Annotated in this window: 19 protein-coding genes and 3 pseudogenes; 2 read left to right on the forward strand and 20 right to left on the reverse strand. The window is 61.5% G+C overall.

Features of this window, described 5'->3' with window-relative positions; genetic code table 11:
* The first annotated feature begins 61 nt into the window (after positions 1–61).
* Positions 62–370, forward strand: coding sequence for a hypothetical protein (locus tag PACILC2_RS04930; RefSeq protein ID WP_213527850.1), 309 nt, complete (start codon positions 62–64; stop codon positions 368–370).
* 58 nt (positions 371–428) lie between these two features.
* Here PACILC2_RS04930 and PACILC2_RS04935 read toward each other — a convergent pair whose 3' ends face one another.
* The 20 genes and pseudogenes from PACILC2_RS04935 to PACILC2_RS05020 all read right to left on the reverse strand — a co-directional run bounded on the left by PACILC2_RS04935 (position 429) and on the right by PACILC2_RS05020 (position 21,399).
* Positions 429–1,283, reverse strand: coding sequence for a hypothetical protein (locus PACILC2_RS04935; RefSeq protein WP_213527852.1), 855 nt, complete (start codon positions 1,281–1,283; stop codon positions 429–431).
* A 256-nt stretch (positions 1,284–1,539) separates the two neighbouring features.
* Positions 1,540–2,058: a VanZ family protein gene (locus tag PACILC2_RS04940; protein WP_244863242.1), complete on the reverse strand. Its 519-nt coding sequence runs from the start codon at positions 2,056–2,058 to the stop codon at positions 1,540–1,542.
* Between the two features lie 58 nt (positions 2,059–2,116).
* Positions 2,117–3,459: pseudogene (gene tuaD, locus PACILC2_RS04945) on the reverse strand (UDP-glucose 6-dehydrogenase TuaD).
* 1 nt (position 3,460) lies between these two features.
* A complete protein-coding gene (galU, locus tag PACILC2_RS04950; protein ID WP_062491344.1) occupies positions 3,461–4,363 on the reverse strand; it encodes a UTP--glucose-1-phosphate uridylyltransferase GalU in 903 nt (300 codons plus the stop codon).
* Positions 4,364–4,461: 98 nt separating this feature from the next.
* On the reverse strand, positions 4,462–5,646 hold the full coding sequence (locus tag PACILC2_RS04955; protein WP_062491342.1) for a DegT/DnrJ/EryC1/StrS family aminotransferase: 1,185 nt from the start codon (positions 5,644–5,646) through the stop codon (positions 4,462–4,464).
* A 51-nt stretch (positions 5,647–5,697) separates the two neighbouring features.
* The gene (locus PACILC2_RS04960; protein WP_213527856.1) at positions 5,698–6,384 is read right to left on the reverse strand and encodes an acetyltransferase; all 687 of its coding nucleotides are present in this window, start codon (positions 6,382–6,384) and stop codon (positions 5,698–5,700) included.
* Positions 6,381–6,986: pseudogene (locus PACILC2_RS26340) on the reverse strand (sugar transferase); the annotation flags it as partial. The gene PACILC2_RS04960 and the pseudogene PACILC2_RS26340, both read right to left, overlap by 4 nt.
* A gap of 87 nt (positions 6,987–7,073) precedes the next feature.
* Positions 7,074–8,168 (reverse strand): annotated as a pseudogene (locus tag PACILC2_RS26345) (glycosyltransferase family 4 protein); the annotation flags it as partial.
* Positions 8,125–9,180, reverse strand: a complete 1,056-nt coding sequence (locus PACILC2_RS04970) for an NAD-dependent epimerase (RefSeq protein ID WP_062491338.1) — start codon at positions 9,178–9,180, stop codon at positions 8,125–8,127. The pseudogene PACILC2_RS26345 and the gene PACILC2_RS04970, both read right to left, overlap by 44 nt.
* Positions 9,177–10,403, reverse strand: a complete 1,227-nt coding sequence (locus PACILC2_RS04975) for a glycosyltransferase (RefSeq protein ID WP_213527860.1) — start codon at positions 10,401–10,403, stop codon at positions 9,177–9,179. The genes PACILC2_RS04970 and PACILC2_RS04975 overlap by 4 nt, the downstream gene beginning before the upstream one ends.
* A 234-nt stretch (positions 10,404–10,637) precedes the next feature.
* Positions 10,638–11,303 carry an acyltransferase gene (locus tag PACILC2_RS04980; protein ID WP_244863239.1) on the reverse strand — a complete coding sequence of 222 codons (666 nt, stop codon included), beginning with the start codon at positions 11,301–11,303 and terminating at the stop codon, positions 10,638–10,640.
* A gap of 86 nt (positions 11,304–11,389) precedes the next feature.
* On the reverse strand, positions 11,390–12,688 hold the full coding sequence (locus tag PACILC2_RS04985) for a hypothetical protein (protein ID WP_145977151.1): 1,299 nt from the start codon (positions 12,686–12,688) through the stop codon (positions 11,390–11,392).
* Entirely contained in the window at positions 12,666–13,847 is a 1,182-nt protein-coding gene (locus tag PACILC2_RS04990; RefSeq protein ID WP_213527863.1) for a glycosyltransferase family 1 protein, read from the reverse strand. The genes PACILC2_RS04985 and PACILC2_RS04990 overlap by 23 nt, the downstream gene beginning before the upstream one ends.
* Positions 13,844–15,052: a polysaccharide pyruvyl transferase family protein gene (locus PACILC2_RS04995; protein WP_062491331.1), complete on the reverse strand. Its 1,209-nt coding sequence runs from the start codon at positions 15,050–15,052 to the stop codon at positions 13,844–13,846. Before PACILC2_RS04995 ends, PACILC2_RS04990 begins: the two co-directional genes overlap by 4 nt.
* Positions 15,049–15,606: a lipopolysaccharide biosynthesis protein gene (locus PACILC2_RS26350; protein ID WP_244863240.1), complete on the reverse strand. Its 558-nt coding sequence runs from the start codon at positions 15,604–15,606 to the stop codon at positions 15,049–15,051. Before PACILC2_RS26350 ends, PACILC2_RS04995 begins: the two co-directional genes overlap by 4 nt.
* On the reverse strand, positions 15,591–16,493 hold the full coding sequence (locus PACILC2_RS26355) for an oligosaccharide flippase family protein (RefSeq protein WP_244863241.1): 903 nt from the start codon (positions 16,491–16,493) through the stop codon (positions 15,591–15,593). Before PACILC2_RS26355 ends, PACILC2_RS26350 begins: the two co-directional genes overlap by 16 nt.
* A complete protein-coding gene (locus PACILC2_RS05005) occupies positions 16,483–18,306 on the reverse strand; it encodes a polysaccharide biosynthesis protein (protein ID WP_062491329.1) in 1,824 nt (607 codons plus the stop codon). Before PACILC2_RS05005 ends, PACILC2_RS26355 begins: the two co-directional genes overlap by 11 nt.
* Positions 18,303–18,992 (reverse strand): CpsD/CapB family tyrosine-protein kinase, encoded by a 690-nt coding sequence (locus tag PACILC2_RS05010; protein ID WP_213527865.1) that lies wholly within the window; start codon positions 18,990–18,992, stop codon positions 18,303–18,305. Before PACILC2_RS05010 ends, PACILC2_RS05005 begins: the two co-directional genes overlap by 4 nt.
* Complete coding sequence (locus PACILC2_RS05015; protein WP_062491326.1) at positions 18,976–19,737, reverse strand: YveK family protein; 762 nt, start codon at positions 19,735–19,737, stop codon at positions 18,976–18,978. The genes PACILC2_RS05010 and PACILC2_RS05015 overlap by 17 nt, the downstream gene beginning before the upstream one ends.
* A 735-nt stretch (positions 19,738–20,472) precedes the next feature.
* On the reverse strand, positions 20,473–21,399 hold the full coding sequence (locus tag PACILC2_RS05020) for an AraC family transcriptional regulator (protein WP_213527867.1): 927 nt from the start codon (positions 21,397–21,399) through the stop codon (positions 20,473–20,475).
* 208 nt (positions 21,400–21,607) lie between these two features.
* On the opposite strand from PACILC2_RS05020, the gene PACILC2_RS05025 reads away from it, so the two are divergent.
* The gene (locus PACILC2_RS05025; protein WP_062491323.1) at positions 21,608–24,313 is read left to right on the forward strand and encodes a family 78 glycoside hydrolase catalytic domain; all 2,706 of its coding nucleotides are present in this window, start codon (positions 21,608–21,610) and stop codon (positions 24,311–24,313) included.
* Positions 24,314–24,356 lie beyond the last annotated feature (43 nt).

Raw genomic sequence — 24,356 nt, forward strand, 5'->3', positions numbered from 1 at the left:
CAAACTTCTTGACACTACCTATTCGTACCAAAAATTCTACATTTTTGCAGGATTTTCTCCAATGCAATCTGTCCGGAGACAGAGACGCTATATCGGGGCGCACCGACGGACCGGAGACGATTTAGCGGAAGACGAGGCGCACCGACGAACGGGCGACGATTTGACGGAAGACGAGGCACTCCGACGAACGGGATACGAGTTGACGGTAGACGAGGCGCGCCGACGGACCGGAGACGATTTAGCGGAAGACGAGGCGCACCGACGGACAGGTGATGATTTGTCGGAAGACGAGGCGCACCGACGAACGAGATACGAGTTGACGGAAGGCGCGGACGGTCTCCTATTAGAAGGGGGGATTTATAAATGCTAATATTAATAGGAAAGGCCGTTCCGACCAGTCGAAACGGCCTTTCCGCTATTCACGCCAATTAGTCCAGCAGCTTGTCAAGCAGCGCCCGGCCTTCCCTCAGCTCGCGGTTAAATTGAGCTTTGAAAGGCTGCAATACTTCATCGGGCTCGTAACCGGCCGCCTTCAGCTGACGGGCCGCATCCGCTATAATATCGCGGAAATCCGAAACGCATTTGGCGAAAACGACTGTGCCTTCCCTGTACAGCGCGCTCTTTTCGCTAGTCGTATCGGCTGCCAAAAATTGCAGCGCAATGCTGAACAACTGCGATTCGCACTGGTTGCGCAGCGTAACCAGCTTGCGTTTCGTCTCGTTGATAATTTGATTCTTCTTGGCCGGGTCCGGCTTGCCGGGTTTGCCCGGTTTACCAGGCTGCTCAGGCTTGTCCGGGTTGCCAGGCTTGTCCGGCTTACCAGGCTTGTCCGGCTTACCAGGCTTGTCGGGCTTCCCGGGTTTATCCGGTTTGCCGGGCTTGTCCGGTTTGTTGCCCTTGCCATTGTCGTTGCCCTTGCCGTTGTCGTTGCCTTTACCGTTGTCGTTGCCTTTACCGTTATTGTTGCCCTTACCGTTGTCGTTGCCTTTTCCGTTATTGTTACCTTTGCCATTGTTGTTGTCTTTGCCATTGTCGTTGCCCTTGCCGTTGTTGCCTTTGGAGCTCGTTTGACCGGCTTTCGCTTTCTCCTGTTCTTTGGCCTTCTGGTCCAAGTTGGCCATCATTAGATCGACAAAGTAGGATATGAGCGATGACCCGTACGAAAGCGCCGTCGAATGGCTTTCTTGCTTGACCGGTACGGCTGCCGTAGCACCGGTAGCCGCCGGCAGAAGCAGTCCTGTCAGCAGAGCAATGACGAGCCCGGCCGAAACTTTGATCTTCACTTGGCAAAACCTCGCTTTCGCATATTATTTCTGTCCGCTGCCGCGGACGTGTCGAATCCCGGACCGCTTGCGGCAGCAGATGCGCGATGCCCGATTTGCGCTTTGCGGAAGAGAACGGCAGAGCGCCTCCCGCAGTTCCTGTCTCCACCTGCCGATCGGCGCCGGACTCTCCCGCCGCACGCAGTACTCGGGCCGCTCCCGGCCTGCCGGTACCATCGGCTAAAGCCGGGAAATCCAGCGTCTATGTCGGCTATGATCACCTCCTCTTCGGCGTAATCCCGCCCCCGTCGCGTGCCCGCCTCTCGGACCTCCGCTTATCGCGCACAGCAAGCCTTCTTGCGAATCTTCCCGAAGCAGCGGCGGCAAGCACGCCCAGGGTGCTCCCTGTCATATCGAGGATAACGTCCTCAAAGGTGCTGGTCCGCATAACCGAGAACGTCTGGTTCCACTCGTCCAGCAAACTTACGATCAACACCAGGACCGAAGCGATGACGCCCCGCTTCCAAACAGGCCCGCTCCGGACGGGCAACGCGGCATAAGCGAGCGCTCCGAGTATGGCGTAGACGAACAGATGAGCCGCCTTGCGAAATACGAATTCGACGAAGCGGTACGGCTCCTCCCGCGCTTCGATGACCGCTCCGCCGTAACGGATCGTGACGTCCGGCAGCAGCGCTGAAAGCCGCTCGACGCTCCAGTGGGCTCGCAGCCACGGCTTGATCGTCTGCTCCTGAAACGGTTGCGACGACCAGTTGTACAGGAGCGTAAGCCAGATCATAAGCGGCACAAGCAGCGCGATTCTTGCGACAAGTCGCTTCTTCCGGCCGTTCCCGCCGTCAGAAGTTGACCGAATACCGATCCCTCTTCTCTCCGCCCACCGGCGGTCTGCCGATGGAATGGTACTCGTAGCCGAGCTCGCTCATGACGGACAGCGGGAAGCAGTTGCGGCCGTCGACGATAACAGGCCGCTTCAGCAGCAGCCGGACGCGGGCCAAATTCATCTCGGTGACTTCCTTCCATTCCGTCAGGATAAGGCAGGCATCGCTCCCCGTCACCGCCTCCTCGACGCTGCCGGCATACTGAACCTCTGCGGGCAGCAATCGTTTGGCCGATTCCGCCGCGATCGGATCGAACGCCCGCACCGTCGCCCCCTGCTTCAGCAGTTCCGGGATAATCGTCAGCGACGGCGCCTCGCGCATATCGTCGGTATTCGGTTTGAAGGCGAGCCCGAGCACCGCCACCTGCTTGCCATTCAGCGGGCCGACCGCCTCGTTCAGCTTGTCCAGCACAACGTACCGTTGGCGGTTGTTCGTGCGGATGACCGATTTGAGCAATTCGAAATCGTAGCCCGCCTTGTCCGCGATATGAGCCAGCGCGTACGTATCCTTCGGGAAGCAGGAGCCGCCGTAGCCGATGCCCGCCTGCAAAATTTGCCGCCGATCCGGCTGTCCAGGCCCATCCCTTCCGCCACATGCACGACGTTGGCCCCGACCCGTTCGCAAATGTTGGCGATCGCGTTGATGAACGAAATTTTCGTCGCCAGAAACGTATTGGCCGCGTACTTGATCATTTCCGCGCTTTCCAGATCCGTCTTGAAAATGTTCGTCCGGAACGGCTCATGCAGTTCCGCGATGACGGCGGCCGCCTCTTCGCTGTCCGAACCGATAACGGCGCGGTCCATGTTCATGCAGTCGGAAATCGCCGACCCTTCACGCAAAAATTCCGGGTTGGACACCACGTCGAATCCGATCCACGGATACTTTTTGTTCGCCTGCACCACTTCGCGCACCAGTTCGCCGGTTCCGACCGGCACCGTGCTTTTGTTGACGATGATTTTGTACCGGTTCAAATGCTCCCCGATCTTTTTGGCGGCCTGCATGACATAGCGCATGTCCGCTTCCCCGGTTTCCGACATCGGCGTCCCGACCGCAATGTAGATGATGTCCGACGATTCGATCGCTTCCCCCACCTCGGTCGTGAAGAACAGCCTTTCTTTCTCCGTGTTGCGGGCAATCATCTCGTCAAGTCCCGGTTCGTAGATCGGCACTTCCCCGCGCCGCAGCATGTTGATCTTCCGTTCGTCCACATCGCAGCAGATGACGCGGTTGCCCACCTCCGCAAAGCATGTGCCCGAGACGAGTCCGACATATCCCGTGCCGATAACCGTAATTTTTCGCATCTTACTTCGCCACCTTGTTCAGGATTGCAAAATGCTGTTCGTACAGCGACTGGATATAAGCCAACGCTTCCTCGCGCAAGTCTTCGCGCTGCAGCGCAAAGTCCATCGTCGCCCGGATAAAGCCGAACTTGTCGCCCACATCGTAGCGGACGCCTTCGAAATTGTAGGCGAGCACGTTCTTCAGATCGTTCAGCTTCTTGATCGCGTCGGTCAGCTGGATTTCACCGCCGGCGCCCGGCGCCTGATGCTCGAGAATATCGAAAATTTCCGGCGTCAGCACATATCGGCCCATGATGGCGTAATTGGAAGGCGCCGCCTTGCGCGAAGGCTTCTCCACAAGCGTGTCGAGAAAGAAGACCGACGGTTCGATCGCGGACCCGCGCGGCGCGATAATGCCGTACTTGGAGACGTCCTCGTCGCTCACCCGCTGCACGCCGACAACCGAAGAGGAATAGCGGGAATAGACGCGGATCAGTTGACTGAGGCACGGCTCCTGCGACTGCACGATGTCGTCGCCGAGCAGGACGGCGAACGGCTCATTGCCGACGAAGCTGCGCGCGCACCAGATGGCGTGGCCAAGCCCTTTCGGCTCCTTCTGCCGGATGTAATGGATGTTGGCCATCTCCGAAATGGAGCGGATCTGCTCAAGCTCCTTCGTCTTGCCTTTCTTGTCCAGCGTCTCCTCGAGCTCGAACGACTTGTCGAAATGATCCTCGATCGCCCGCTTGCCGCGGCCGCTAATGATCAAAATATCTTCAATGCCGGAGGCGATCGCCTCCTCGATAATGTATTGGATGGTCGGCTTGTCGACGATCGGGAGCATTTCTTTCGGCTGCGCTTTCGTCGCGGGCAGGAAGCGCGTGCCGAGCCCCGCTGCCGGAATGATCGCTTTACGTACTTTCATGACTTTGCCTCCTCATTTCATCTAAAGTAACAGGCGCCCGGACGGCTTCCGCACGTTTTTTCGCCGTTCATCGCTGCGGAAGTCCGCCCCGTACCGAATCAGGCTTGAGCCGCGTAGCCCGGCACTGTCATTCGCGCTTCTCCGAGCCGCCGCAGCACGCAGTCGATGACCCGCTGCTGGTCGGCTTCGCTGAGGGAAGAGCCGGAAGGCAGGCACAGCCCTTGCGCAAACAGCTGATCGGATACGCTGAACTGCGGTTCATGCGCGTAGTATTCGTACTGGCGAAGCAGCGGCTGCAGATGCATCGGCTTCCATACCGGCCGCGCCTCGATATTGTCGGCGGCCAGCGCCTTGACGAGCTCGACCGCCGTCACGCCCGTTATTTGCGGGTTCACCGTCAACGTCGTCAGCCAGCGGGTAGAGCGGCCATACGCCGCCTCCGGCATGAACGAAATTCCCGGGATGTGCGCGAGCGCCGCCTCGTACCGTTCGAACACCGCCCGCCTGGCAGCGATCCGCTCCCCGAGCACCTGCAGCTGACCTCGGCCGATGCCGGCCAGGACGTTGCTCATCCGGTAGTTGAAGCCGAGCTCGCTATGCTCGTAATGGAGCGCCGGATCGCGGGCCTGCGTCGCCAAAAACCGGGCTTTGGCCAGCTTCCCCGTATCATGGCCGACCAGCATGCCGCCGCCCGATGTCGTAATGATTTTGTTGCCGTTGAACGAGTAAATGCCGTAATCGCCGATCGTGCCGCTCGCTTTTCCTTTATAGGTCGCGCCCAGCGACTCGGCGGCATCCTCGACGACCGTCACGCCGTACCGGCGGAACAGCGCCATGATCGGATCCAAGTCGGCGCTCTGGCCGTACAGGTTGACAACGACGGCCGCCTTCGGCAGACGCCCTTCGCGTTCCGCCTCGATCAGCGCCCGTTCCAGCGCCTGAACGGACATGTTCCACGTTTCGAAGTCCGAATCGATAAATACCGGCTCGGCGCCTTCGTACAGCACCGGATTGACGCTGGCGACGAACGTCAGCGTCGAGACGAACACCCGGTCGCCGCGTCCGACGCCGGCCAGCTTCAGCGCCAGGTGAATGGCCGCCGTCCCGGAGGACAGCGCCACCGCTCCCCGGGCGCCGGTCAATTCGGCAAGCTCCCGCTCGAATTCATCCACATGTGGGCCGAGAGGCGCGATCCAGTTCGTGTCGAACGCCTCCGCTACATAACCCTTCTCCCGCTCTCCCAGATGCGGCGGGGACAAATAAATCCGCCGGTTGTCGGTCATCTTGGTTCCTCCTTCGGCTTGTTCATTGCGGCAATCGTTTGCCTCATCATTTCAGCGTCCTCCGCCGGCCGGCTGCGGCGCATACGGCGGCGGCAGCTCCGCAAGCCGGCGGATCGTCCGCGCCGGCACGCCGGCGGCGACGACGCCGTCCGGCACATCGCGGATAGCCGCGGCTCCGGCGCCGAGCACGCTCCACCGGCCGATGCGCACGCCGGGAATGACGCTGGCGCCGATGCCGATGTGCGCGCCTTCGTCCGCGACCGTCCCGCCGGCGAGCGCCGCGTTCGGCGACAGATGCGCGAACGGCCCGAGCTCGGCGTCATGCTCGACGACGGCGCCGGAATTGACGATCGCGTGGGCGCCGATGCGTGCGCCGGGGTTGGCTACGGCGCCGGGCATGACGACCGCGCCGGGGCCGACCGGAACGCCGGGCGCAATACAGGCGGCGGGGTGGACGAGCGAGGCGCAGCGCTCCTCGCCCATCCCGATCCGCTCCACCAGCGCCCGGCGGGCGGCATTGTCGCCGACAGCGACGATCCATTCCGCATCCGCCCGGTCCGCCAGCAGCGTCCGCAGCAGGAGCAGCGGCCCGTAATAGACGCCGTCCCGCTCGCCGGCCTCCGTATAGCGGTCGTCCACCACCGCGAGCAGCCGGTGGCTGCCGGAAGCGCGCATCACCTCCCGCACGACCCGTCCGTGGCCGCCGTCCCCGACGACGATCAGCGGCCGGGCGGTCACGACACGTTCTCCATCTCGCCGGAGCCGGCGAATTTGACGACGGTCGCCTGACCCTGCTGCTGAATGCCTTCGCGCTTCAGCACCTTGACGACCGTGCGGACGAGAATGCGCAGGTCGAGCGCGAGCGAGCGGTTGCGCACATACCAGACGTCGAGCCGGAATTTCTCTTCCCAGGAGACGGCGTTGCGCCCGTTCACCTGCGCCCAGCCGGTAATGCCCGGCCTGACGTCATGGCGTTTCGCCTGTTCTTCCGTGTACAGCTGCAAGTACTCCATCAGCAGCGGCCGCGGACCGACCAGCGACATGTCGCCGCGGATGACGTTGAACAGCTGCGGCAGCTCGTCCAGACTGAGCTTGCGCAGCAGCTGCCCGAACGGCGTCAGCCGCGCTTCGTCGGGCAGCGGCCGCCCTTCCGCGTCCGTGGCGTCGGTCATCGTGCGGAACTTGAGCACGTGGAACGGGCGGCCGTACAAGCCGGGACGCTGCTGCCGGAACAGCACCGGCGAACCGAGCTTGAGCCGGACGAGCAGCGCCACAGCCGCATACACCGGAAGCAGGGCAATGACGGCGGGCACGCAGACGGCCAGATCGATCGCCCGCTTCGTCCAGCGGCCGAATCTCGCCCGCCAGCGCCGGTCCCGGGCGGCCCGCTCGGCGGTGTCGCGGTACATCGCATGGAGCCGCCGGACGACGAGCGCTTCCGTAAATTCCGCCTCGATGCGGCGCCTTCCGGCCTCGCCCAACCGGCTCCTGAGCGCCGCGTCGCGCATCACCGTGCCGAGCGCCTCGGCCAATTTGGCGCTGTCGCCGTAAGGGACGAGCATCCCGGTGACGCCGTCCGCCACCAGCTCGCGAGTGCCGAGCACATCGGTGGCGACGATCGGCTTGCCGAACGCCATCGCTTCCATCAGCGAGCGGGGAATCCCCTCCTTCTCCGAGGTGAGCGCCACCGCATCGGCCAGCTTGAACCACGGCGCCATCGCCCGCTGCTGGCCGACGAACGCGATATCGCCGGCCAGCCCTTCGCGCTGCGCGCGCGCCCTTACTTCGGCTTCAAGCGGACCCGAGCCCGCCAGCACGGTAATCCAGTCGAGCGCTCCGTCCCGCTTCAACCGGGCCAGCGCATCAAGCAGCAGGCCGTGATCCTTGACCGGCTCGAACCGGGCGGCGACGAGCAGCACCGGCCGGTCTTCCGGCAGGCCGTATTCGCGCCGCTGCTCTTGTAGCCGGTCCGCCGTAACCGCCGCCCCCAAGCCGTCCAGCTTCTCCAGGTCGACGCCGTTGCCTTCGAAGTACACTTTGCGCCAGGGCGCCAGACGCTGCAAAGCGGATACGTCCTGACGGTTCTGCGAGGCCAGGGCGTCGCAGCAGAGCGCCCCGAGCTTCTCCAGCCAGCGGTACAGATGATACGTCGCGGCGGACTGGCCTTCGTAGAAAGGGAGTCCGTGGCTCGTATGAATAACGACCGGCACCCGCGCCAGCCGGGCTGCGATTCTGCCGATCAGCCCGGCCTTGGCGGTATGCGTATGAACGATGTCGAACCGTTCCCGGCGCAGCAGCTTGTACATCTGCCAGATCGATCGCGCGTCGCGTATCGGATGAATCGAGCGGCTCATCGGCACGAACAGCCAGCGGAACGGGTAAGCCGCCCGCGCTTCTTCGTCGGCCCCTTCGGGCGAGGAGATGAGCGTCACGTCGCAGCCGCTCTCGTGCAGCAGCCGCAGCTTGTCGCCGAGAATCTTATGGCTGACGCCCGCCGTACACAAATGCGCGACCTTCTTCATACGCACCCTCCTTGTAATAAGCCCGGTACCATTCCACGAAGCGGCCGATCCCCTCGTCGATCGTCGTGACGGGCCGGAAACCGACATCGTTCGCCAAATCGTCGATATCCGCGTATGTCGCCTGCACGTCGCCCGGCTGCATCGGCTTGAATTCGATGACGGCCTTCTTGCCGAGCTTCTCCTCGATCGTCCGGATGAACGTCATCAGCTCGACCGGCTTGTTGTTCCCGATGTTGTACACCTTGTAAGGCGCATAGCTCGACCCGGGATCGGGCCGTTCCCGGTCCCAGGCCGGGTCGGGCTTCGGCGGGCGTCCGATCAGCCGGACGATGCCTTCCACAATGTCGTCGATATAGGTGAAATCGCGCAGCATCCGGCCTTCGTTGAAGACGGAGATCGGCTCGCCGGCGTCGATTTTTTGCGTAAAGCTGAAATAGGCCATATCCGGTCTTCCCCACGGCCCGTAGACGGTGAAGAAGCGCAATCCCGTCGTCGGCAAGCCGTACAGATGGCTGTACGTATGCGCCATCAGCTCATTCGCTTTTTTCGTCGCGGCATACAGGCTGACCGGATGGTCGACGTTGTCATGCACCGAGAACGGCATCTTCACGTTCGCGCCGTAGACGGAGCTGGACGAAGCGTAGACGAGATGGCCGACGCCGCGCCTCCGGCACGCCTCGAGCACGTTGCCGAAACCGACCAGATTCGACTCGAGATACGCGAACGGGTTGGTCAGGCTGTACCGGACGCCGGCTTGCGCCGCCAGATGCACGACCGTATCGATCGACTCGCTCTCCATCATGGCGCTCAGTCCGTCGAAGCCCGATACGTCCAGCTCGTATCCGCGAAAATCGGGATAGGCCGACAGCCGCGCATACCGGCTGCGCTTCAACGATACGTCGTAATAGTCGTTAAAATTGTCGATGCCGACGACCTGCTTGCCTTCGCGAAGCAGCCGTTCCGCCAGATGATAGCCGATAAAACCGGCCACGCCGGTTACAAGAATGGTCATAACGCCTCCGCCCCTTCCGGAATATAGTCAGGCTGCTCGCTGTTCGCGCGAACATAATCGCGGAAGGACAGCCAAAATTCGCGCCTGCGCTGATCGAGTTTCTCTTTCGTATATTGATGCGCGCGGTTGAAATTGGCTTTCGCCTGCACGCGCCGCCATTCGTCGTTGCCCGCCGCCTCCACGAGCTGCTGCGTCAATTGCTTGACATTGCCGGGTTGATGCAGGCAGTCCGGCGCGATCAGCTCGGGAATGCCGCCGGCCGTCGAGCCCAGCACCGGGCATGCCCGGCTCATCGCTTCGATCGTGGCCCGGGGCAGCCCTTCCTGGAAGCTCGGCTGGATATAGATGTCGATGCCGTCCAGCCACTCGAACACCGCCGCCCCGCTCGGCAGCACGCCGCAAAACTCGACGCCGTCCGCGACGCCGAGCCGTTCGGCGAGCGATTTCCAGCCGTCGCTCGGACCGTCGCCCAGTATGCGCAGCCTTGCGTCCGGCATCTCCTGCCGCAGTCCGGCGAACGCCTTGAGCGCGACGTCGATCCCTTTCGTCTTCCCGTTCAGGGAGCCGATCAGCCCGACCGTAATATCCCGCTTCCCGGGCCGGATACCCGCAAGCCGCTTCTCCAGCACTTCCGGATCCGGCTCGGGAATTTCCACATTGGAGCAGGCAGCCGTTGTTCCTCCGGAGCACGGATAGCGGCGCTGCAGAAACTGCTCGGTGACATACAGCGCAAACGGCGCTTTCTTGACCAGCGCCCGCGTCTTGACCAGCGCCAGCGGCGCATACAGCTTGCCTTGCAAATTGCCGTAATTCCACAGCCCGTCCCAGCAGCAGGCGACCATCTCGACGGCGTAAGGCTTGCCCAGCTTGCGGGCGACGCGAATCGCCTCCGAACCGATCTCGCTCGGCATCCGCGCAATGACCGCATCCGCCTTGCCGACGGCTTCGGTCAGCAGCTGATCGACATAGCCGCGCTTCGTCAGCTTGTTGACGGGATTGCTGAGCGACGGCAGCACGAGAAAGTCCACGTTGGGCCCGCTCGACAGCGTTTTGCGCTTCAAGCTGTCGTCCGACGGCACCTTCTGCCCCCGGCAGGCGACCGTCAGGCTCGAGAATACGCCGAGGTATCGTTCCCAGACGGCGTAAGGAAGCTTGCCGCCGGAGAAAAACTTGCCCGAATCGTTGAAATAAAACGTATGGTCATGCGCCCATAAGATATGCATGGTACTTCCCCTCCCTTTTTCTTGTCTGTAAAAATGCTTGTTGAACAGCACTTCCTGAATATAAAGCGGTAATCAGGTACAGCGTCGCATGAGTAAAGCGCCAAAGTACGTCCGTTCCTTCGGGCGTCAGTCCCATCCGCCTTGCTCAACCGCGGACGTTCGGCTTATCCGCCGAAAGTCCGGCCCGAACGGGTCCCGCGTACCGGCCGGCCGCAACCCTCGTGGAGTCCGCCGTCATACCGGCAGCTTGTCCGCCGCCGTCCGGCCGACAGCGCCACGCTGAGGCGGCGAAGGCGACGGGGCGCCGGCCAATCGCGGCTCTTCCGGCGCTGCGATCTGCTTCACCTGCCTTGCGGGAACGCCTGCGGCAACGACGCCAGGGGGGATCGTCCGGTTGACGACGGCTCCGGCCGCCACGACCGAACGGCTGCCGATTTCCACGCCGGACAATATGCGGCAGCCGCAGCCGATCCAGACGTCCCGGTGGATGCGGATGCTCCCTCCGGTGACCGGATTGTCCCGGATCGGCAGACGATCGTCGTCCCATGTATGCTGGAACGATACCAGGGACGTCTGGTGCGCGATCGAAACGTCGTCCCCGATTTCGAGTCCGCCGTAAGCGTCCAGATAGCACTGCTTATGGACGCTCACATTCGAACCGATCTCGAGCCGCTCCCAGTACCGGATCTCCACATTGCGCCCGATCAGCACATTGTCGCCGCAACGTTTGGCCAGTCTGCGCAGAATGCAATATCGCAGAGCGGCGCCGGGCATGTCCGGCAGCCAGTCGCTCAACGTCCACATCCATACGAGCAGCGGCTTGGGCACAAGCTTGAGCATGCGGCTGATCGCCAGCAGCAGCCCTTTATATTTGCGAAAAACGTCGCGGCCTCGCATCATACTCCTCCTTTCGCAATGGACAATTTTGCGTGTTACGAATGAATCGGCTTCGGCTTCTTCCGGCGGCCTGGCCGAGGACGCCCGCCTCATGTTCCCGGGCTGTCCGCCTTCCAGGTACGAACCGGCCGTTTTCCCGCCCGGCTTGCCAGACTGTCGCGGCACCACCGGAAAAACCAAAGCAGCGTATAGGCGTTCATCGTGTATACGAGCGGCAGAATCGGCAGCTTTTTGCGGACCATATTGTCTCCGATCGTGCCGACGCCGTACTCCAGCTCGCGGCCGGTAATGGTGACATAGCCGACAAGCACAAGCGTAGCAGCGTAGATGAACAACAGGACGAAGGCGATCGCATAAAATTTGCGCGTCTCCCTGTACCGCATGAAAAGGAGTGCCGACACGCCTACCCAGATCGACATCCAGACCGCTTCCAGCGTACGCAGCAGCAGCTCCGGACTCCAGTTGGCCAGGTTCGCGGGATTCGGACTGACGAACAGAAACACCGTAAGCATCGCCGTATTGACAAGCGCCGTCGGACCGATTTGAACCACCAGAATGCCGAGCGCAGCCATCATGACGGCAATCGCCGTCCTGAACCGCTGCGTATACAGCAGCCAGAAGCAAACCGTGTACACGATCGCGTAATCCCTGAGCCCGGTCGCATACAGCAGCACGACGACAAACCATACATACTTTTTGCGCAGCAGCAGCGCCGCGCCGTACACCCCGAGCAGCACGCAGGTTACATCCTTGGCGAACAGCGACGACATGTACATCAGCGAAGGACTGACCAGAAGGCCGAAAATGACGATCGCGTGAAAACGGAGCGAAGGCTCACCGGTTTCCCCGGCGTCCCCGCCGATACCGCCGGTCCTGCGGCCCGGCAGCGCGTAACGGAAGTAATTCGCGTTCAGGCGATACGTCTGGTTGACGGTCAGGATGAGCAGCACGGTATTGAGCAGAATGATCGGCAGCGGCCCCTCGATTTCCATCCATTTGAAAAAGGGCATGTACAGCAGACCGAACATCGGGTAAGCGGAAATGTTATGCCACTGCGTCACGATATGCTCCCAGGCGTAAGGGAGAAAATCGCCAAGCCGCTCGAATTCGACGACTTGCTCGTAATAATGGATCTCGTCGGGCCCGGCCAGCGGATCGGTCGTCATCGCATAGACCAGCTTGCCAAGCATCAGGACGCACAGCCCGGTGAACAAAGCGCCCGGCGTATGCGGCCAACGCAGCAGGAAGAAGAACGGAATGAGCAGCGCGAAGAACGCGGTCATGCCGAGTCCCTCGTCCCACGGCAGGATCATCCTGACCGCGAGCAGCAGCAGAACGGCGACGGACAATTGGACGATCGGACGGTTAATCGAAACTTCCGCCTGCATAAACCCTCTCCAGACGCCGGACGCTGCCGGTGATGTCGTATTCGTGGCGTATCAGCGCGTCCCGCACCGCTGCCCAATCCGGGGACGCCGCCGCGGCAAGCTTGCTCATTCCTTCCGCCCACCGCTCGGCCGGAGCCTCAAGCGGCAGCTTGTCCACCATGCCGAGCTTCAAATCCGCTTCCTCCGGCACCCGGTCCGAGACGAGACAGGGCACGCCGGCCGCCTGGGCTTCGATCAGCACGATGCCGAGCCCTTCGTACAGCGACGGCAGCACGAAGCCGTCGAGTGCTCCCAAAATTTCCGGCACGTCCTTGCGCAGCCCGAGGAAGCTGACCTGCTTCGCGAGGCCGCGCTCCTGCACCGTTCTCTCGATGCTCGCACGCAGCGGGCCGTCGCCGACAAGCACGAGCCTGGCGTCCGGCCGTTTCGCGGCAAATGCGGCGAACGCCTCAATCAGGAAGGCATGGTTCTTCTGCTCGCTGAACCGCCCGATATGGCCGAAAAGCGGCGCCGTCGGATCTTCCGCGCCGAGCCGGCGGCGCAGCTCTTCCCGCTTCGCCGGCAAGCTCTCGTACGGCGACAGCTGGATGGCGTTCGGGAATACCCGAACCCGCCCGTCGCGCCAGCAGTCCGTGCCGAACAGCGACTGGCAGGCCGCCCGCGAGCAGCCGAGCATCGCCGTGCTGTGCCGAAGAATCAGCCTGCGCATATAGGCGCGGTATATTTTGCGCGCCAGCGAGGTGCGGCGGCTGTCGTGCGTATTGTGGCTGTGGCTGATCCGCACCGGGATGCCGAGATTCTCCGCCAGCTTGAGCACGTAGCCGCTGAAGCCGAAAATATGGCTGTGCACCGCGTCGTATGGCCCGTACCGCCGCACGTTGTTTTCGAAAGCGGCGCGAAACCGGCGCAGCCCCTTCTGCGGATGCGGCTGGCGGACGATGGTGCCGCCGAGCGCCCGGATTTCGTCGTCATAGAAGGCATCTTCCTCCGTCTGTACGGCGAAATGATACTCGTAGCGGTCGCGGTCCGTATTGCGGTACAAATTCATCAGCAACGTCTCGATGCCGCCCGGATGCATTTTGCCCACGACGTGAAGCACTTTGATTTTGTCCGTTTTCGTGCCCGTATTTCTCCCCGGGCGAATCGTTCCGCTAATCATGCCAAAATTCTCCCCATATGCCGGTACAGCTCCTCCTTCTTCAGCCGGATCAGTTCGGGAAAGCGTCCCGCCGGCGCCTCGGTCAGCCGCATGGCGGCAATCGCCGAAGACGCCGGTCGACGGAAATCGACGAGATGGCTCTCCAGCCCGAGTTCGCGGAATATGCTGCTCAGCTTCTGATCCCAAATGAGTCCGTACGTCGGTTTCATCATCGAGAGCGCCGGAATGCAGGCATGCAGCCGCTGGGCGATGACGGCATCGCAGGCCGCAATCCGTTCCACCAGCCCCGCCACCGTCGTCGGATAGCCGAGAAACTGCACGCCTTCAAGGCCGGCGCAGCGCGGCTTGACGTACATCTCGACGAATGCGTTGTCCGTCGCCGAACCGTTCGTAAACACGTTTACCTGCAAGCCGCGCGAGGTCAGCTCGATCGCCGCATCCCGCCACCAGTCGGCGCATTCGTCGCGTTCCCAGCGGAATGCCGAATGCCGTTTCATTTCATGCGGATCCATAATGCCAAGCCCCACGACGGGCCGGTTCCGGGCGGAGCGGCTTGCCGGGACGCGGTCCGTACCGCTCCCGGCCGGGAGCCGGGGGAAAGCTTCCAACGTATACAGCGCGGGGTCGGCAAGCGCCACCGTCTTGTCCGCGAGCGAAGCGTCCATGGCGAGCAGAAATTCCCGGGAGTCCGCATCCCGCACCGCAATCGTCTCGGCGTAGCGGCATGCCTCGAGGAACCACCGCTTGGCCGGCAGGCTCCACGGGCCGCGCGCGCCGACGAACACGATGTGCAGCGGTTTGCGCTGCCGTTTCGCTTCGCGGGCGACGCGGCGAACCGACAACGGGAAAGTCAGATACGTGTCGATGAGCAGATGGCCGCCGCCGATGAACACGGCGTCCGCCTCCGCCACCGCTTCCCGGACTTGCCCGAGCATGACGGAGTCTTTCGCCCGATGAAGCCAATAGGCTTTCAGCATCCGCATCCAGTCCGGCGTTGCCCGCTTTTTCAGGCCGGCGGCGTTCAGCCGCACGACGGGCGCAGCTTCGGAAGGCGTCTCCTCCTCGGGGCAGCGGCCGTCCAGCAGATCGAAATGAATGATCCGGTAGGAGCCGCGCATGCGGATCATGCGGTTTATCGTATACGCGATCAAGCCGTCGCCCAGATTGGGGGACTTCGGCACTCCCGCCAGCAAAATCGTCTTCATTCGTCGAACTCTCTCCTTTTCTCTCCAGCACCCTGCTCTTGTATCTGCCATTTATCTTTCGTCTTCATGAAGGGAGGCGCCCAGGCGAACGTCTGAATGCCGAACCGGCGCCAGATGATCACCACCATGACCACGTTCCAGGCGACGCCGGATACGCTCGTCGCCAGCGCCGCGCCCGTTATGCCGAGCGGCGGGATAAGAAGGACGCACAGCGCGACGTTCAGCACGCTGGCCAGGCTCAGCACCTTCGTCAGCACCTTCTGATGCCCGGTCATCGTCGTCAGCGTCCCCGATTGGCCGCAGAACGCCTTGATCAGCTGCCCTCCGGCCAACAGCATAAGCGCAGGGTACGCGTCGCGAAATTCTTCGCCGAACAGGCCGAGCAGCGGACGGCCGAGCAGGGCGAAGACGGCGAATACGACGGCGGCGAAGAGAAATCCGGCGCGGCCGGTCGTCGTGCAAACCTGCTGCATCTGCTTGCGGTCGCCCTTCGCATATGTTTCCGACAAAAGCGGAGCGGCCGTCATATTGATCGCCGTCAGCGCAAACGCCACGAGCGTGCCGAGCCGGACGGCGCCGAGAACAGACCCGAGGCCGTTTCCCCTTGCATGAATCCGATCAGCAGCACGCTGAGCTGCCCGAGCAGCAGGTACATCCCGGCGTTGATCATGAGCGAGACGGACAAGCGAACCCACTCCCGCGTCTCATAGCGGGGAGCAAGCTGACGGGTATGCCTTCCGATGCGGACTTTCAGCACGAAGGCACCCACGACGTACGTGACGGCGACCGAAACGCCGAAGCACAGCATCGCCAGGCCCGCGTCCGCCGTCATGCCGAAGCCGTATGCGCAAAGCGCCAGCAGCGCGATCGTCAGAACCGGCCGCATAATCTTCTCCGGCATCTGCGCGAACAGAACGTCCTTCAGACCTTGCAGCGCGCTTTGGCGCAGCGTCGCCAGCGTCAGCAGCGGAATGCCCGCCAGACCGGCGATATAGGTCGCAAGCTGCTCGCCGGTCATCCCGTCACGGCCGAGCCATACGGAGGCCATGCCCCCTGCGGCGACGATGAGCGACAGGATCAGGCCGATCTGATTGCCCCGCCGCAGCAATCCCTTGATTCCCGGCCAATCGCCGACGGCGCGATAAGAAGCGGTCAGTCTCACGATCGTCGTATCGAAGCCCAGCTTCGCCGGGAAAACGAGGAACGTGACGACTGTCGTGACGAAGGAGAAGATGCCGTAGCCGTCGACGCCGAGCATGCGGGCCAGCGCAATCTGCATCAGCAGCGCCAGACCCATGCCGCTCGTATTGACCAGGAAGCTGATGCTTCCGCCCTTCGCCAGCGTCCTGGCGATCGGGGAACGTCCCCGGACGCCGGACGCGCCCTGCGCGCGAGGTGCCGGAGCGGTTCCGGCCGCCTCCCCCGAAGCTCTACGAAACATTGCGGTACGTCGGCACGAGATGCTTGAGCACCGCTCGGATTTCGTCCGGATCATTGCCGATCACTTTCTCCAGCTTCCTGATTTCAAACTCCAGCTCGGTCCGGTTGATCTGCGACGGCTTTCCGATAAAGATCCGGTCATGCTTCGTCGACGTCAATCCCTCTTCGCTCGTGAGCAGCTCTTCGTACAGCTTCTCTCCTTCGCGAATGCCGGTGAACCGGATATCGATGTCGACATGCGGCTCGTAGCCGGACAAGCGGATAAGGTCGACCGCCAGATCGTAAATTTTGACCGGCTTGCCCATGTCGAGGATGAACACTTCGCCGCCGCGGGCGAAGGCGCCGGCTTGAATGACGAGCTGCACCGCTTCCGGAATCGTCATGAAATACCGGACCATCTCCGGATGCGTAACCGTAACGGGACCGCCTTGCTCGATCTGCTGTTTGAACCGCGGAATGACGCTGCCCCGGCTGCCGAGCACATTGCCGAAGCGGACCGCGACGAATTTCGTCTCGCTATGCTTGTCGAGGCTTTGGATGAACATCTCGGCGATCCGTTTCGTCGTGCCCATAACGCTTGTCGGGTTGACCGCCTTGTCCGTCGAGATGAGCACGAACCGCTCAGCCCCGTATTTATCCGCGCACTCCGCCACATTGCGCGTGCCGAACACGTTGTTTTTGATCGCTTCGGCCGGATTCCGCTCCATCAGCGGCACATGCTTGTGAGCGGCGGCGTGAAAGACGACCTCGGGCCGTTTCAGCTGGAAGATCTCTTCCATGCGGGGCCGGTCCTGGATATCGGCGATCAACGTCTCGATTTGAAGCTCCGGAAACTTGCTCCGCATCTCCATCTCGATCGTGTAGATGCTGTTCTCGCCATGACCGAGCAGCAGCAGCCGCGAAGGCCGGAACGGCGCGATCTGACGGCAAAGCTCGGAGCCGATGGAGCCTCCCGCGCCGGTGACCAGCACCGTCTTGCCTTCGACGTAGTTGGCGATGTTCTCGAGATCGGTGCGGATCGGGTCGCGTCCGAGCAAATCTTCGACCTGGACGTCGCGAACCCGGCCGACCGCCCCTCCGCCGCGGATAATGTCCTGCAAATCCGGCACGATTTTCAGCCTTGCCTTCGTCGTCTTGCAAATGTTGACGATCGCGGATATTTGCGATTTGGATACCGAAGGCATGGCGATAATGATTTCATCGATGCGGTTCGCCTCGGCCGCCTTCGGAATGTCGGCGCGCGCGCCGAAAACCGGGAGCCCCATTACGCTCAGCTTCCGTTTGTACGGATCGTCGTCGATGAAGCCTACCGGCATCAGATTGGAGGCGTCGTTCTGCATCAGCTCGCGGGCAACCAGCGTGCCGCAGCTGCCGGCGCCGACGATGAGCGCGCGGCGGCGGCCGTTATGGCCGCGGCGCGAACCGTATTTGTCGCAGAACGACCGCCAGATGAGACGGGGACCGGCCATGAAAAATACGGTGAAAGCAAAGTGGTGAAACAGCATGAGCGGCTCGGAATCCCCCGGAATAAGCACAACCGCGAGATAGGGCAGCAGCGCCGAAGCGGCGGCGGCCTGCAAGACCGTCAGCATGTCGAGCGCGCCGGCATACTGCCAGATCGTGCGGTGCAGCCCAAGCTTGACAATCGCGCCCAGACCGATCGCCGCAGACAGCCCGATATAGACGAGCCATGCGGCAGTTCCCCACGGCACCGCCGCATGCTGCTGCTGCAGGGCAGCGGCGGCGGCGGCACCGATTCCGACAGCGGCCAGATCGACCGCAAGCCATATATAAGTGCGGTATGCCGATATCATGACCGGACCTCCTGACTGTATTCGTAATAAGGATTCGCCTCGCTGGACGGAACCTGATTCAGCGCCACGCCAAGCACTCTGGCATGGACGAATTCGAGCGCTTCTTTCGCCTTGATGACGTAACGGCGCTTGACGCTCTTCGCATTGACGACAAGCAGCACGCCGTCGCAACGCGCAGCCACAACCTGCGCGTCGCTAACGGCCAGCACGGGAGGCGTGTCGATCAGCACAATGTCGTACGACTCCCGCAGTTCTGCGAGCAGCCGGTCCATCTTGTCGGACCCGAGCAGCTCGGAAGGATTGGGCGGTATCGAGCCGCTCGACAGCAGCTTCAGTCCGTTAATCGACGTATTTTGCACGGCGTCCGCCACTTTGGCCTGGCCGGTCAGAATATGGGTCAGCCCGCAGCGGTTTGACGTCTGAAACGTATGGTGGGCCGTCGGCCTGCGCAAATCGGCATCGACGAGCAGTACCGACTTTCCGGTCTGGGCGTAAGCGACGGCCAGATTGTTGACCGTCGTCGTTTTCCCTTCGCGCGGGCTGGCCGAGGTCACCACCAGCAGCCGCAGCGGCCGGTCGACCTCCGCATACTGCAAATTGGTGCGCAGCGTACGATACGCTTCCGATATCGGCGACAGCGGATTGACATCTGTAATGAGCGGTCTCGCTTCATGAGATCGGGACACGGGACGCTTCACCTGCTTTCGATGAATTGGCGGCTAACCGCCGCTTGACTTTCAGATCCCCCTGACGGATGGACGGAATCATGACGAGCGTCGGAAGGCCCAGGTAATACTCGACGTCCTCCTCGTTGCGAATTCTGTCGTCGAAATATTCGAGCGCAAGCGCCGCGGCGATACCGAACAGCAGCGCGACGACAAAGCTGACGGCCATATTCAACTTCTCGTTCGGCTTGACCGGAGCCGGAACTTTGTCCGGATCGGCCATATGAAGCAAGTGGACGTTATCCACGCGCATAATGACCGGAATTTGCGATTGGAACACCTCGGCTACGGCGTTGACCGCATTCGCCGCCAGACTGTAGTCGTGGTCCTGGTAGCTGAGCGTAAACACCTGCGTTCCGTTGACGGAATGAAAGCGGATCTTGCGCATCAGTTCCTCGCTCGTCACGCCCAGATCCGGATTTTGGGCGACGACCTCATCCATCATGGCCGGCGTCCGCAAAATCTCTTTATATGTGTTGATCAAACTGATATTACTGTTGATCATGTTCAGATCGAGCTTAATGGTGCCCAGATTGCCGGCGGCCGAGTTGACAAGCAGCTTGGCCGATGCCTGGTAAACCGGCTTGAGCATGAAATAACTGACAGCTCCGGTGGCGGACACGACGACAATGACAAAAATCATAATTAACCATAACCGTTTGCGTATAATCGACAAGTAATGCTTTAAATCGAGTTCCTTGCTCAATGTGGGTATAAACCTCCATCCTGATAGTTTGGCTTTCGACTCTCCCTCCGGCTTTTCAGTCGATTTTTGATTATGATTATGACACAGTTCGTCGCTAGGCTTTGAGGGAATAAGGATATAAATTGGATTAGGTTTACATATCCATTTTCAAAGTCGTTTTCATAAGCTGGAAAGCCTAATTACTTGTGATGAGAAAAATATAATTTTCATCATTTTTAGCTGAAAATCCGAGAAAAAAAGGAAAATATTTGCTATTTTACAGGGAAAGAATGTGATGACCGGGCGATTGCCGCCTCCATCTAACGAATCATCATTTACAAGATGTAAAAATAAACCTGGAGACCGCTTCGCGACTGGCTTTGCGGCCCCTGGCAGGCCCGATTCGGATAGGGTGGAAAGGAGAGTTAAATACCAAATTGCGGGGGACGGGATGAAGAAGAGAGGGGCTTGGGGCCGATCGTCCCAAAAATCCGGGACGCCCCGCCGATCCCCGGCTGCCGACGCCGAATCCGGCAGGCTAGCAAGGAGGAACGGGCGAACACCTTCCTGTGGACTACATATAGGTCTTCTTGACAATGCGCGGGAAAGTAAAAACCGGACAAGAGAAGTGGTGCGCGAAAGCTTCGCGGAAGAGCGGTGAGCGAAAGCTTCACGCAAGAGAAGCGTGTGCGGAAAAGAAGCGGTATGCGAAAGCTTCGTCCCGAAAGGGCGCGACGCAGCAAGTTTCGGGGGCGGCTAAGCGCCGCCTCCGGCGGGGATTTGCGATCGAACGGCGGGATCGGACGGGGACGGCTCTTGCATTTGCTGCCGGTATGCGCCTGGCGTCATGCCGACGATGCGGCGGAACACCCGGTTGAACGAATCGATATCGCGGTAACCGGCCCGTTCCGCCACAGCTTGAATTTTGTCTCCGGTTTCGCGGAGCATGTCGCAGCTTTTGCGAATTCTCAGACTTTGCATGTAACGAGCAAACGTTTGTCCCGTATACTGCTTGAACAAGCGCTGAAAATGCCGCTTGCTGAAGCCGCACCGTCCGGCCAGGGAAGCGATGTCGAGCGGCTCCCCGTAATGCTCGTCCAGCCAGGCCAGCACGTCGTACAGCGCATTCGGCGCGGCAGCCGCGGGCAATTCCGGGCATTCCTGCCTGGCCCGGAACACCGACACCAGCAGCTGCAGCAGCATCGCATACATCATCGTCGTCGAGCCGCTGCGCCGAAAGGCAAATTCCCGATGCAACCCGTAAAGCAGCCGTTCGATCGTCCCGTCGTGATCGGGTACGGAGAACCATTCGCTCCTTTCTTCCATCAAGAAATCGAACTGCGTCCGAAGAATCGGCTCGGCCATTTCCCGAAGCGATGCCAACAGGTCCGGCGCAATGACGCAGTTGTAAACGACGAGCGGCTCTTCCTGATTGGCCGAAGCCGGGCGGAATACGTGTGAAACCCCGACCGGGATAACATAGAGCCGGCCTTTGCCGACCCTTTCCGCCGCGTCCCCGATATGGTGGAAGCCAAAGCCTTCGGCGACATACGCCAGCTCCACAAAGTCATGGGCGTGATAGGCGAGATCGAACGTTTCGAGAGCGCGGTTGACGAATAAACGGACGTTTTCGGTAAAGTAATAATCGCTTTTTAACATAAAAGACGGTCGCGCCGTTGCCATTCGCACTCACCTCCGCAGTATGGACCCCGGCGTTTCTCCCGGACGCCGAGCTGACGCGATGTCGCGTTCAACGGGGAAGAATGGCATCATTGCCGGGAGAGGCAACGCTTTCTTTTTTTATAATGATAATTATAAGTAAAACGTCTATCAGCGTCTATTTCGCAAATGAGCATCCGCGATTCGGCGGACAAAGAGGAGGTAGAATACGATGTTGAACGTGATCGACCCGCGCTGCGAATATCGTCGCAACCCCATCGGCATCGGCGAACGCCGGCCCCGCATCAGCTGGCGGCTTCAGGGGGATCGCCGCGACGTGCTGCAGACCGCCTATCGGATTCAGGTATCGCTTGACGATGCTTTTCGGCAGATCGTTTGGGATTCAGGCAAGGTGGAAAGCGACGCTTCGACACATATCGAGCTGGACGGCCTGTCCGTCAAGTCCCGAACCGTTTATTACTACCGCATACAGGCATGGGATAACGGCGGCGAAACGTCCGACTGGTCGGAAACGGCCTGGTGGGAAACGGGCTTGCTCGATTACCGGGAATGGCAGGCGCAATGGATTGCCTACCCGGAAGCGCATTTGGCGGCGCTTGGCGAAGCCTGTCCGATCTTCCGCCGGACGTTCGACGTCCGCGACGGCGTTGTCTCCGCCCGCATCTATGCCACCGCGCACGGCGTGTACGAGCTGCAGCTCGACGGCCGGCGCGTCGGCGACTGGTATATGACGCCGGGCTGGACGAGCTACAACAAGCGGCTGCAATACCAAACCTACGATGTGACGGAGCGGATGACGCCCGGGAAGCACGCCATCGGCATCGGCGTCGGCAACGGATGGTACAAAGGAAATCTCGCTTGGTCGGACAGACGCAATATTTACGGCGACCGGTCGGCGGCGCTCCTCCAGCTTCATCTTGTGTATGCCGACGGCTCGGAGGAGACGATCGTCACCGACAGCGAATGGCGGGCCGCTCCTTCGGCGGTGCTGATGTCGGAGATCTATCACGGCGAGACGTACGACGCCTCGCTGGAGCAGCCCGGCTGGTGCTTGCCGGCTTTTGACGATTCGTCATGGCTGGCCGCCGAGACGGTCGAATTCGACAAGAGCCGGCTGACCGCCCAATACAACGAGCCCGTCCGTCCGATCGAGACGATCAAGCCGATCGCGCTGCTGCGCACGCCGGCGGGCGAGACGGTGCTCGACATGGGGCAAAATATGGTCGGCTGGATACGCTTCACGGTTCGGGCGGAAGCCGGACGGGAGATGAGGCTGCAGCATGCCGAGGTGCTCGATGCGGAAGGCAATTTCTATACGGAAAATTTGCGGAGCGCGAAGCAGACGATCACCTACCGCGCGAAGGGCGGGGAAACGGAAACGTACGAGCCGCACTACACCTTCCAGGGATTCCGTTACGTCAAGCTCGAAGGCTTCCCCGAGCCGGTCGAGCCGGAACAGTTCACCGGCGTCGTCATCCATTCCGACATGACGCCGACGGGCCGGTTCGCCTGCTCCGAGCCGCTGGTCAATCAGCTGCATCACAACATTTTGTGGGGACTCAAGGGCAACTTCGTCGACGTACCGACCGACTGCCCGCAGCGCGACGAACGGCTCGGCTGGACCGGCGACGCGCAAATGTTCGCCCGGACCGCCACATACCTGATGAATGTCGCGCCGTTCTTCGGCAAATGGCTGCAGGATCTCGCAGCCGACCAATTGGAAGACGGCGGCGTGCCGTTCGTCATTCCGAACGTGCTGTCCGAGAAGGAGCATTCGTCGTCGGCCTGGGGCGACGCGGCCGTCATTATCCCGTGGACGCTCTATCTCGTCTATGGCGACAAGCGCATACTGGAACGCCAGTACGACAGCATGACCGCGTGGATCCAATACATCCGCAAGCAGGGCGGCGACGAAGCGCTATGGAATACGGGCTTTCATTTCGGCGACTGGCTGGCGCTCGATTCCAAGCCGGGAAGCTATTTCGGCGCAACGGACAACGATTTCATCGCAACGGCCTTCTACGCCTACTCCGTTTCCCTGCTGCGGGATGCCGCCATTGCGCTTGGCAAGACGGCGGACGCCGAGGAACTTCGCGCGCTGCACGAACGGATCGTCGCCGCCTTCCGTCGGGAATTCGTGACTCCGGCCGGCCGTCTCGCCGTTCCGACGCAGACGGCGCATGTGCTCGCCCTGACGTTCGGCCTGGTGGAAGGCGACGACCGGAAGCGGATCGGCGAACGTCTGGCGAAGCTGGTGGAGGACGCCGGCCATTTGACGACCGGCTTCGTCGGCACGCCGTACTTGAACCATGCGCTCAGCACCGCCGGACATCATGAAATCGCGTCCCGGCTGCTGCTGCGCACGGAATACCCGTCCTGGCTGTACCAGGTGACCAAAGGCGCGACGACTGTCTGGGAGCATTGGGACGGCATCCGCGAAGACGGTACCTTCTGGAGCAAGGATATGAACTCGTTCAATCATTATGCGTACGGCTCGATCGGCGACTGGCTCTACCGCGTCGTCGCCGGCATCGACACCGATCCTTCCGCCCCCGGCTACAAGCGGATCGTGCTGCGTCCGCAGCCTGTGGCGGGATTGACATGGGCCGACGGAGCGTTCGATTCGATGTACGGCGAAATCCGCTGCGCCTGGAAACTGCCGGACAAGCCGGACGGCGAAATCGAAGTGACCGTCACCGTGCCGCCGAACACGACCGCCACGCTGACGCTGCCCGACTCCGCCTCGCTGACGCCGGATGCGGTCACCGAGAGCGGAACGCCGCTCGACCGGGCAGCCGGCGTGCACGGCGTACGCCGCGGCGATGCGGGACTCGAGCTTAAGCTCGGCTCCGGCACATACCGGTTCGCCTATGCGGCGAGCGCCGCAGCAGCGGCGGTTCCGGCCTCGCAAGCGTAAGATTCCGCGCGGCAAGCGCAGAACCGCCCGGCAATCGTGTCCG

This window comes from Paenibacillus cisolokensis (assembly GCF_018403665.1).
In the GTDB taxonomy this organism is placed as follows: Bacteria; Bacillota; Bacilli; order Paenibacillales; family Paenibacillaceae; genus Paenibacillus_AH; species Paenibacillus_AH cisolokensis.

What these genes read in the sequence shown, in the direction of transcription:
- PACILC2_RS04985 (WP_145977151.1), bottom strand. Translation starts at nt 12,688, where the DNA reads ATGCAGGCGGAAGTTTCGATTAACCGTCCGATCGTCCAATTGTCCGTC.
- PACILC2_RS04990 (WP_213527863.1), bottom strand. Translation starts at nt 13,847, where the DNA reads ATGATTAGCGGAACGATTCGCCCGGGGAGAAATACGGGCACGAAAACG.
- PACILC2_RS05005 (WP_062491329.1), bottom strand. Translation starts at nt 18,306, where the DNA reads ATGATATCGGCATACCGCACTTATATATGGCTTGCGGTCGATCTGGCC.
- PACILC2_RS04940 (WP_244863242.1), bottom strand. Translation starts at nt 2,058, where the DNA reads ATGATCTGGCTTACGCTCCTGTACAACTGGTCGTCGCAACCGTTTCAG.
- PACILC2_RS04955 (WP_062491342.1), bottom strand. Translation starts at nt 5,646, where the DNA reads ATGACCGACAACCGGCGGATTTATTTGTCCCCGCCGCATCTGGGAGAG.
- PACILC2_RS04995 (WP_062491331.1), bottom strand. Translation starts at nt 15,052, where the DNA reads ATGAAGACGATTTTGCTGGCGGGAGTGCCGAAGTCCCCCAATCTGGGC.
- PACILC2_RS04975 (WP_213527860.1), bottom strand. Translation starts at nt 10,403, where the DNA reads ATGCATATCTTATGGGCGCATGACCATACGTTTTATTTCAACGATTCG.
- PACILC2_RS05025 (WP_062491323.1), top strand. Translation starts at nt 21,608, where the DNA reads ATGTTGAACGTGATCGACCCGCGCTGCGAATATCGTCGCAACCCCATC.
- PACILC2_RS04980 (WP_244863239.1), bottom strand. Translation starts at nt 11,303, where the DNA reads ATGATGCGAGGCCGCGACGTTTTTCGCAAATATAAAGGGCTGCTGCTG.
- PACILC2_RS26355 (WP_244863241.1), bottom strand. Translation starts at nt 16,493, where the DNA reads ATGTTTCGTAGAGCTTCGGGGGAGGCGGCCGGAACCGCTCCGGCACCT.
- galU (WP_062491344.1), bottom strand. Translation starts at nt 4,363, where the DNA reads ATGAAAGTACGTAAAGCGATCATTCCGGCAGCGGGGCTCGGCACGCGC.
- PACILC2_RS05020 (WP_213527867.1), bottom strand. Translation starts at nt 21,399, where the DNA reads ATGGCAACGGCGCGACCGTCTTTTATGTTAAAAAGCGATTATTACTTT.
- PACILC2_RS04930 (WP_213527850.1), top strand. Translation starts at nt 62, where the DNA reads ATGCAATCTGTCCGGAGACAGAGACGCTATATCGGGGCGCACCGACGG.
- PACILC2_RS04970 (WP_062491338.1), bottom strand. Translation starts at nt 9,180, where the DNA reads ATGACCATTCTTGTAACCGGCGTGGCCGGTTTTATCGGCTATCATCTG.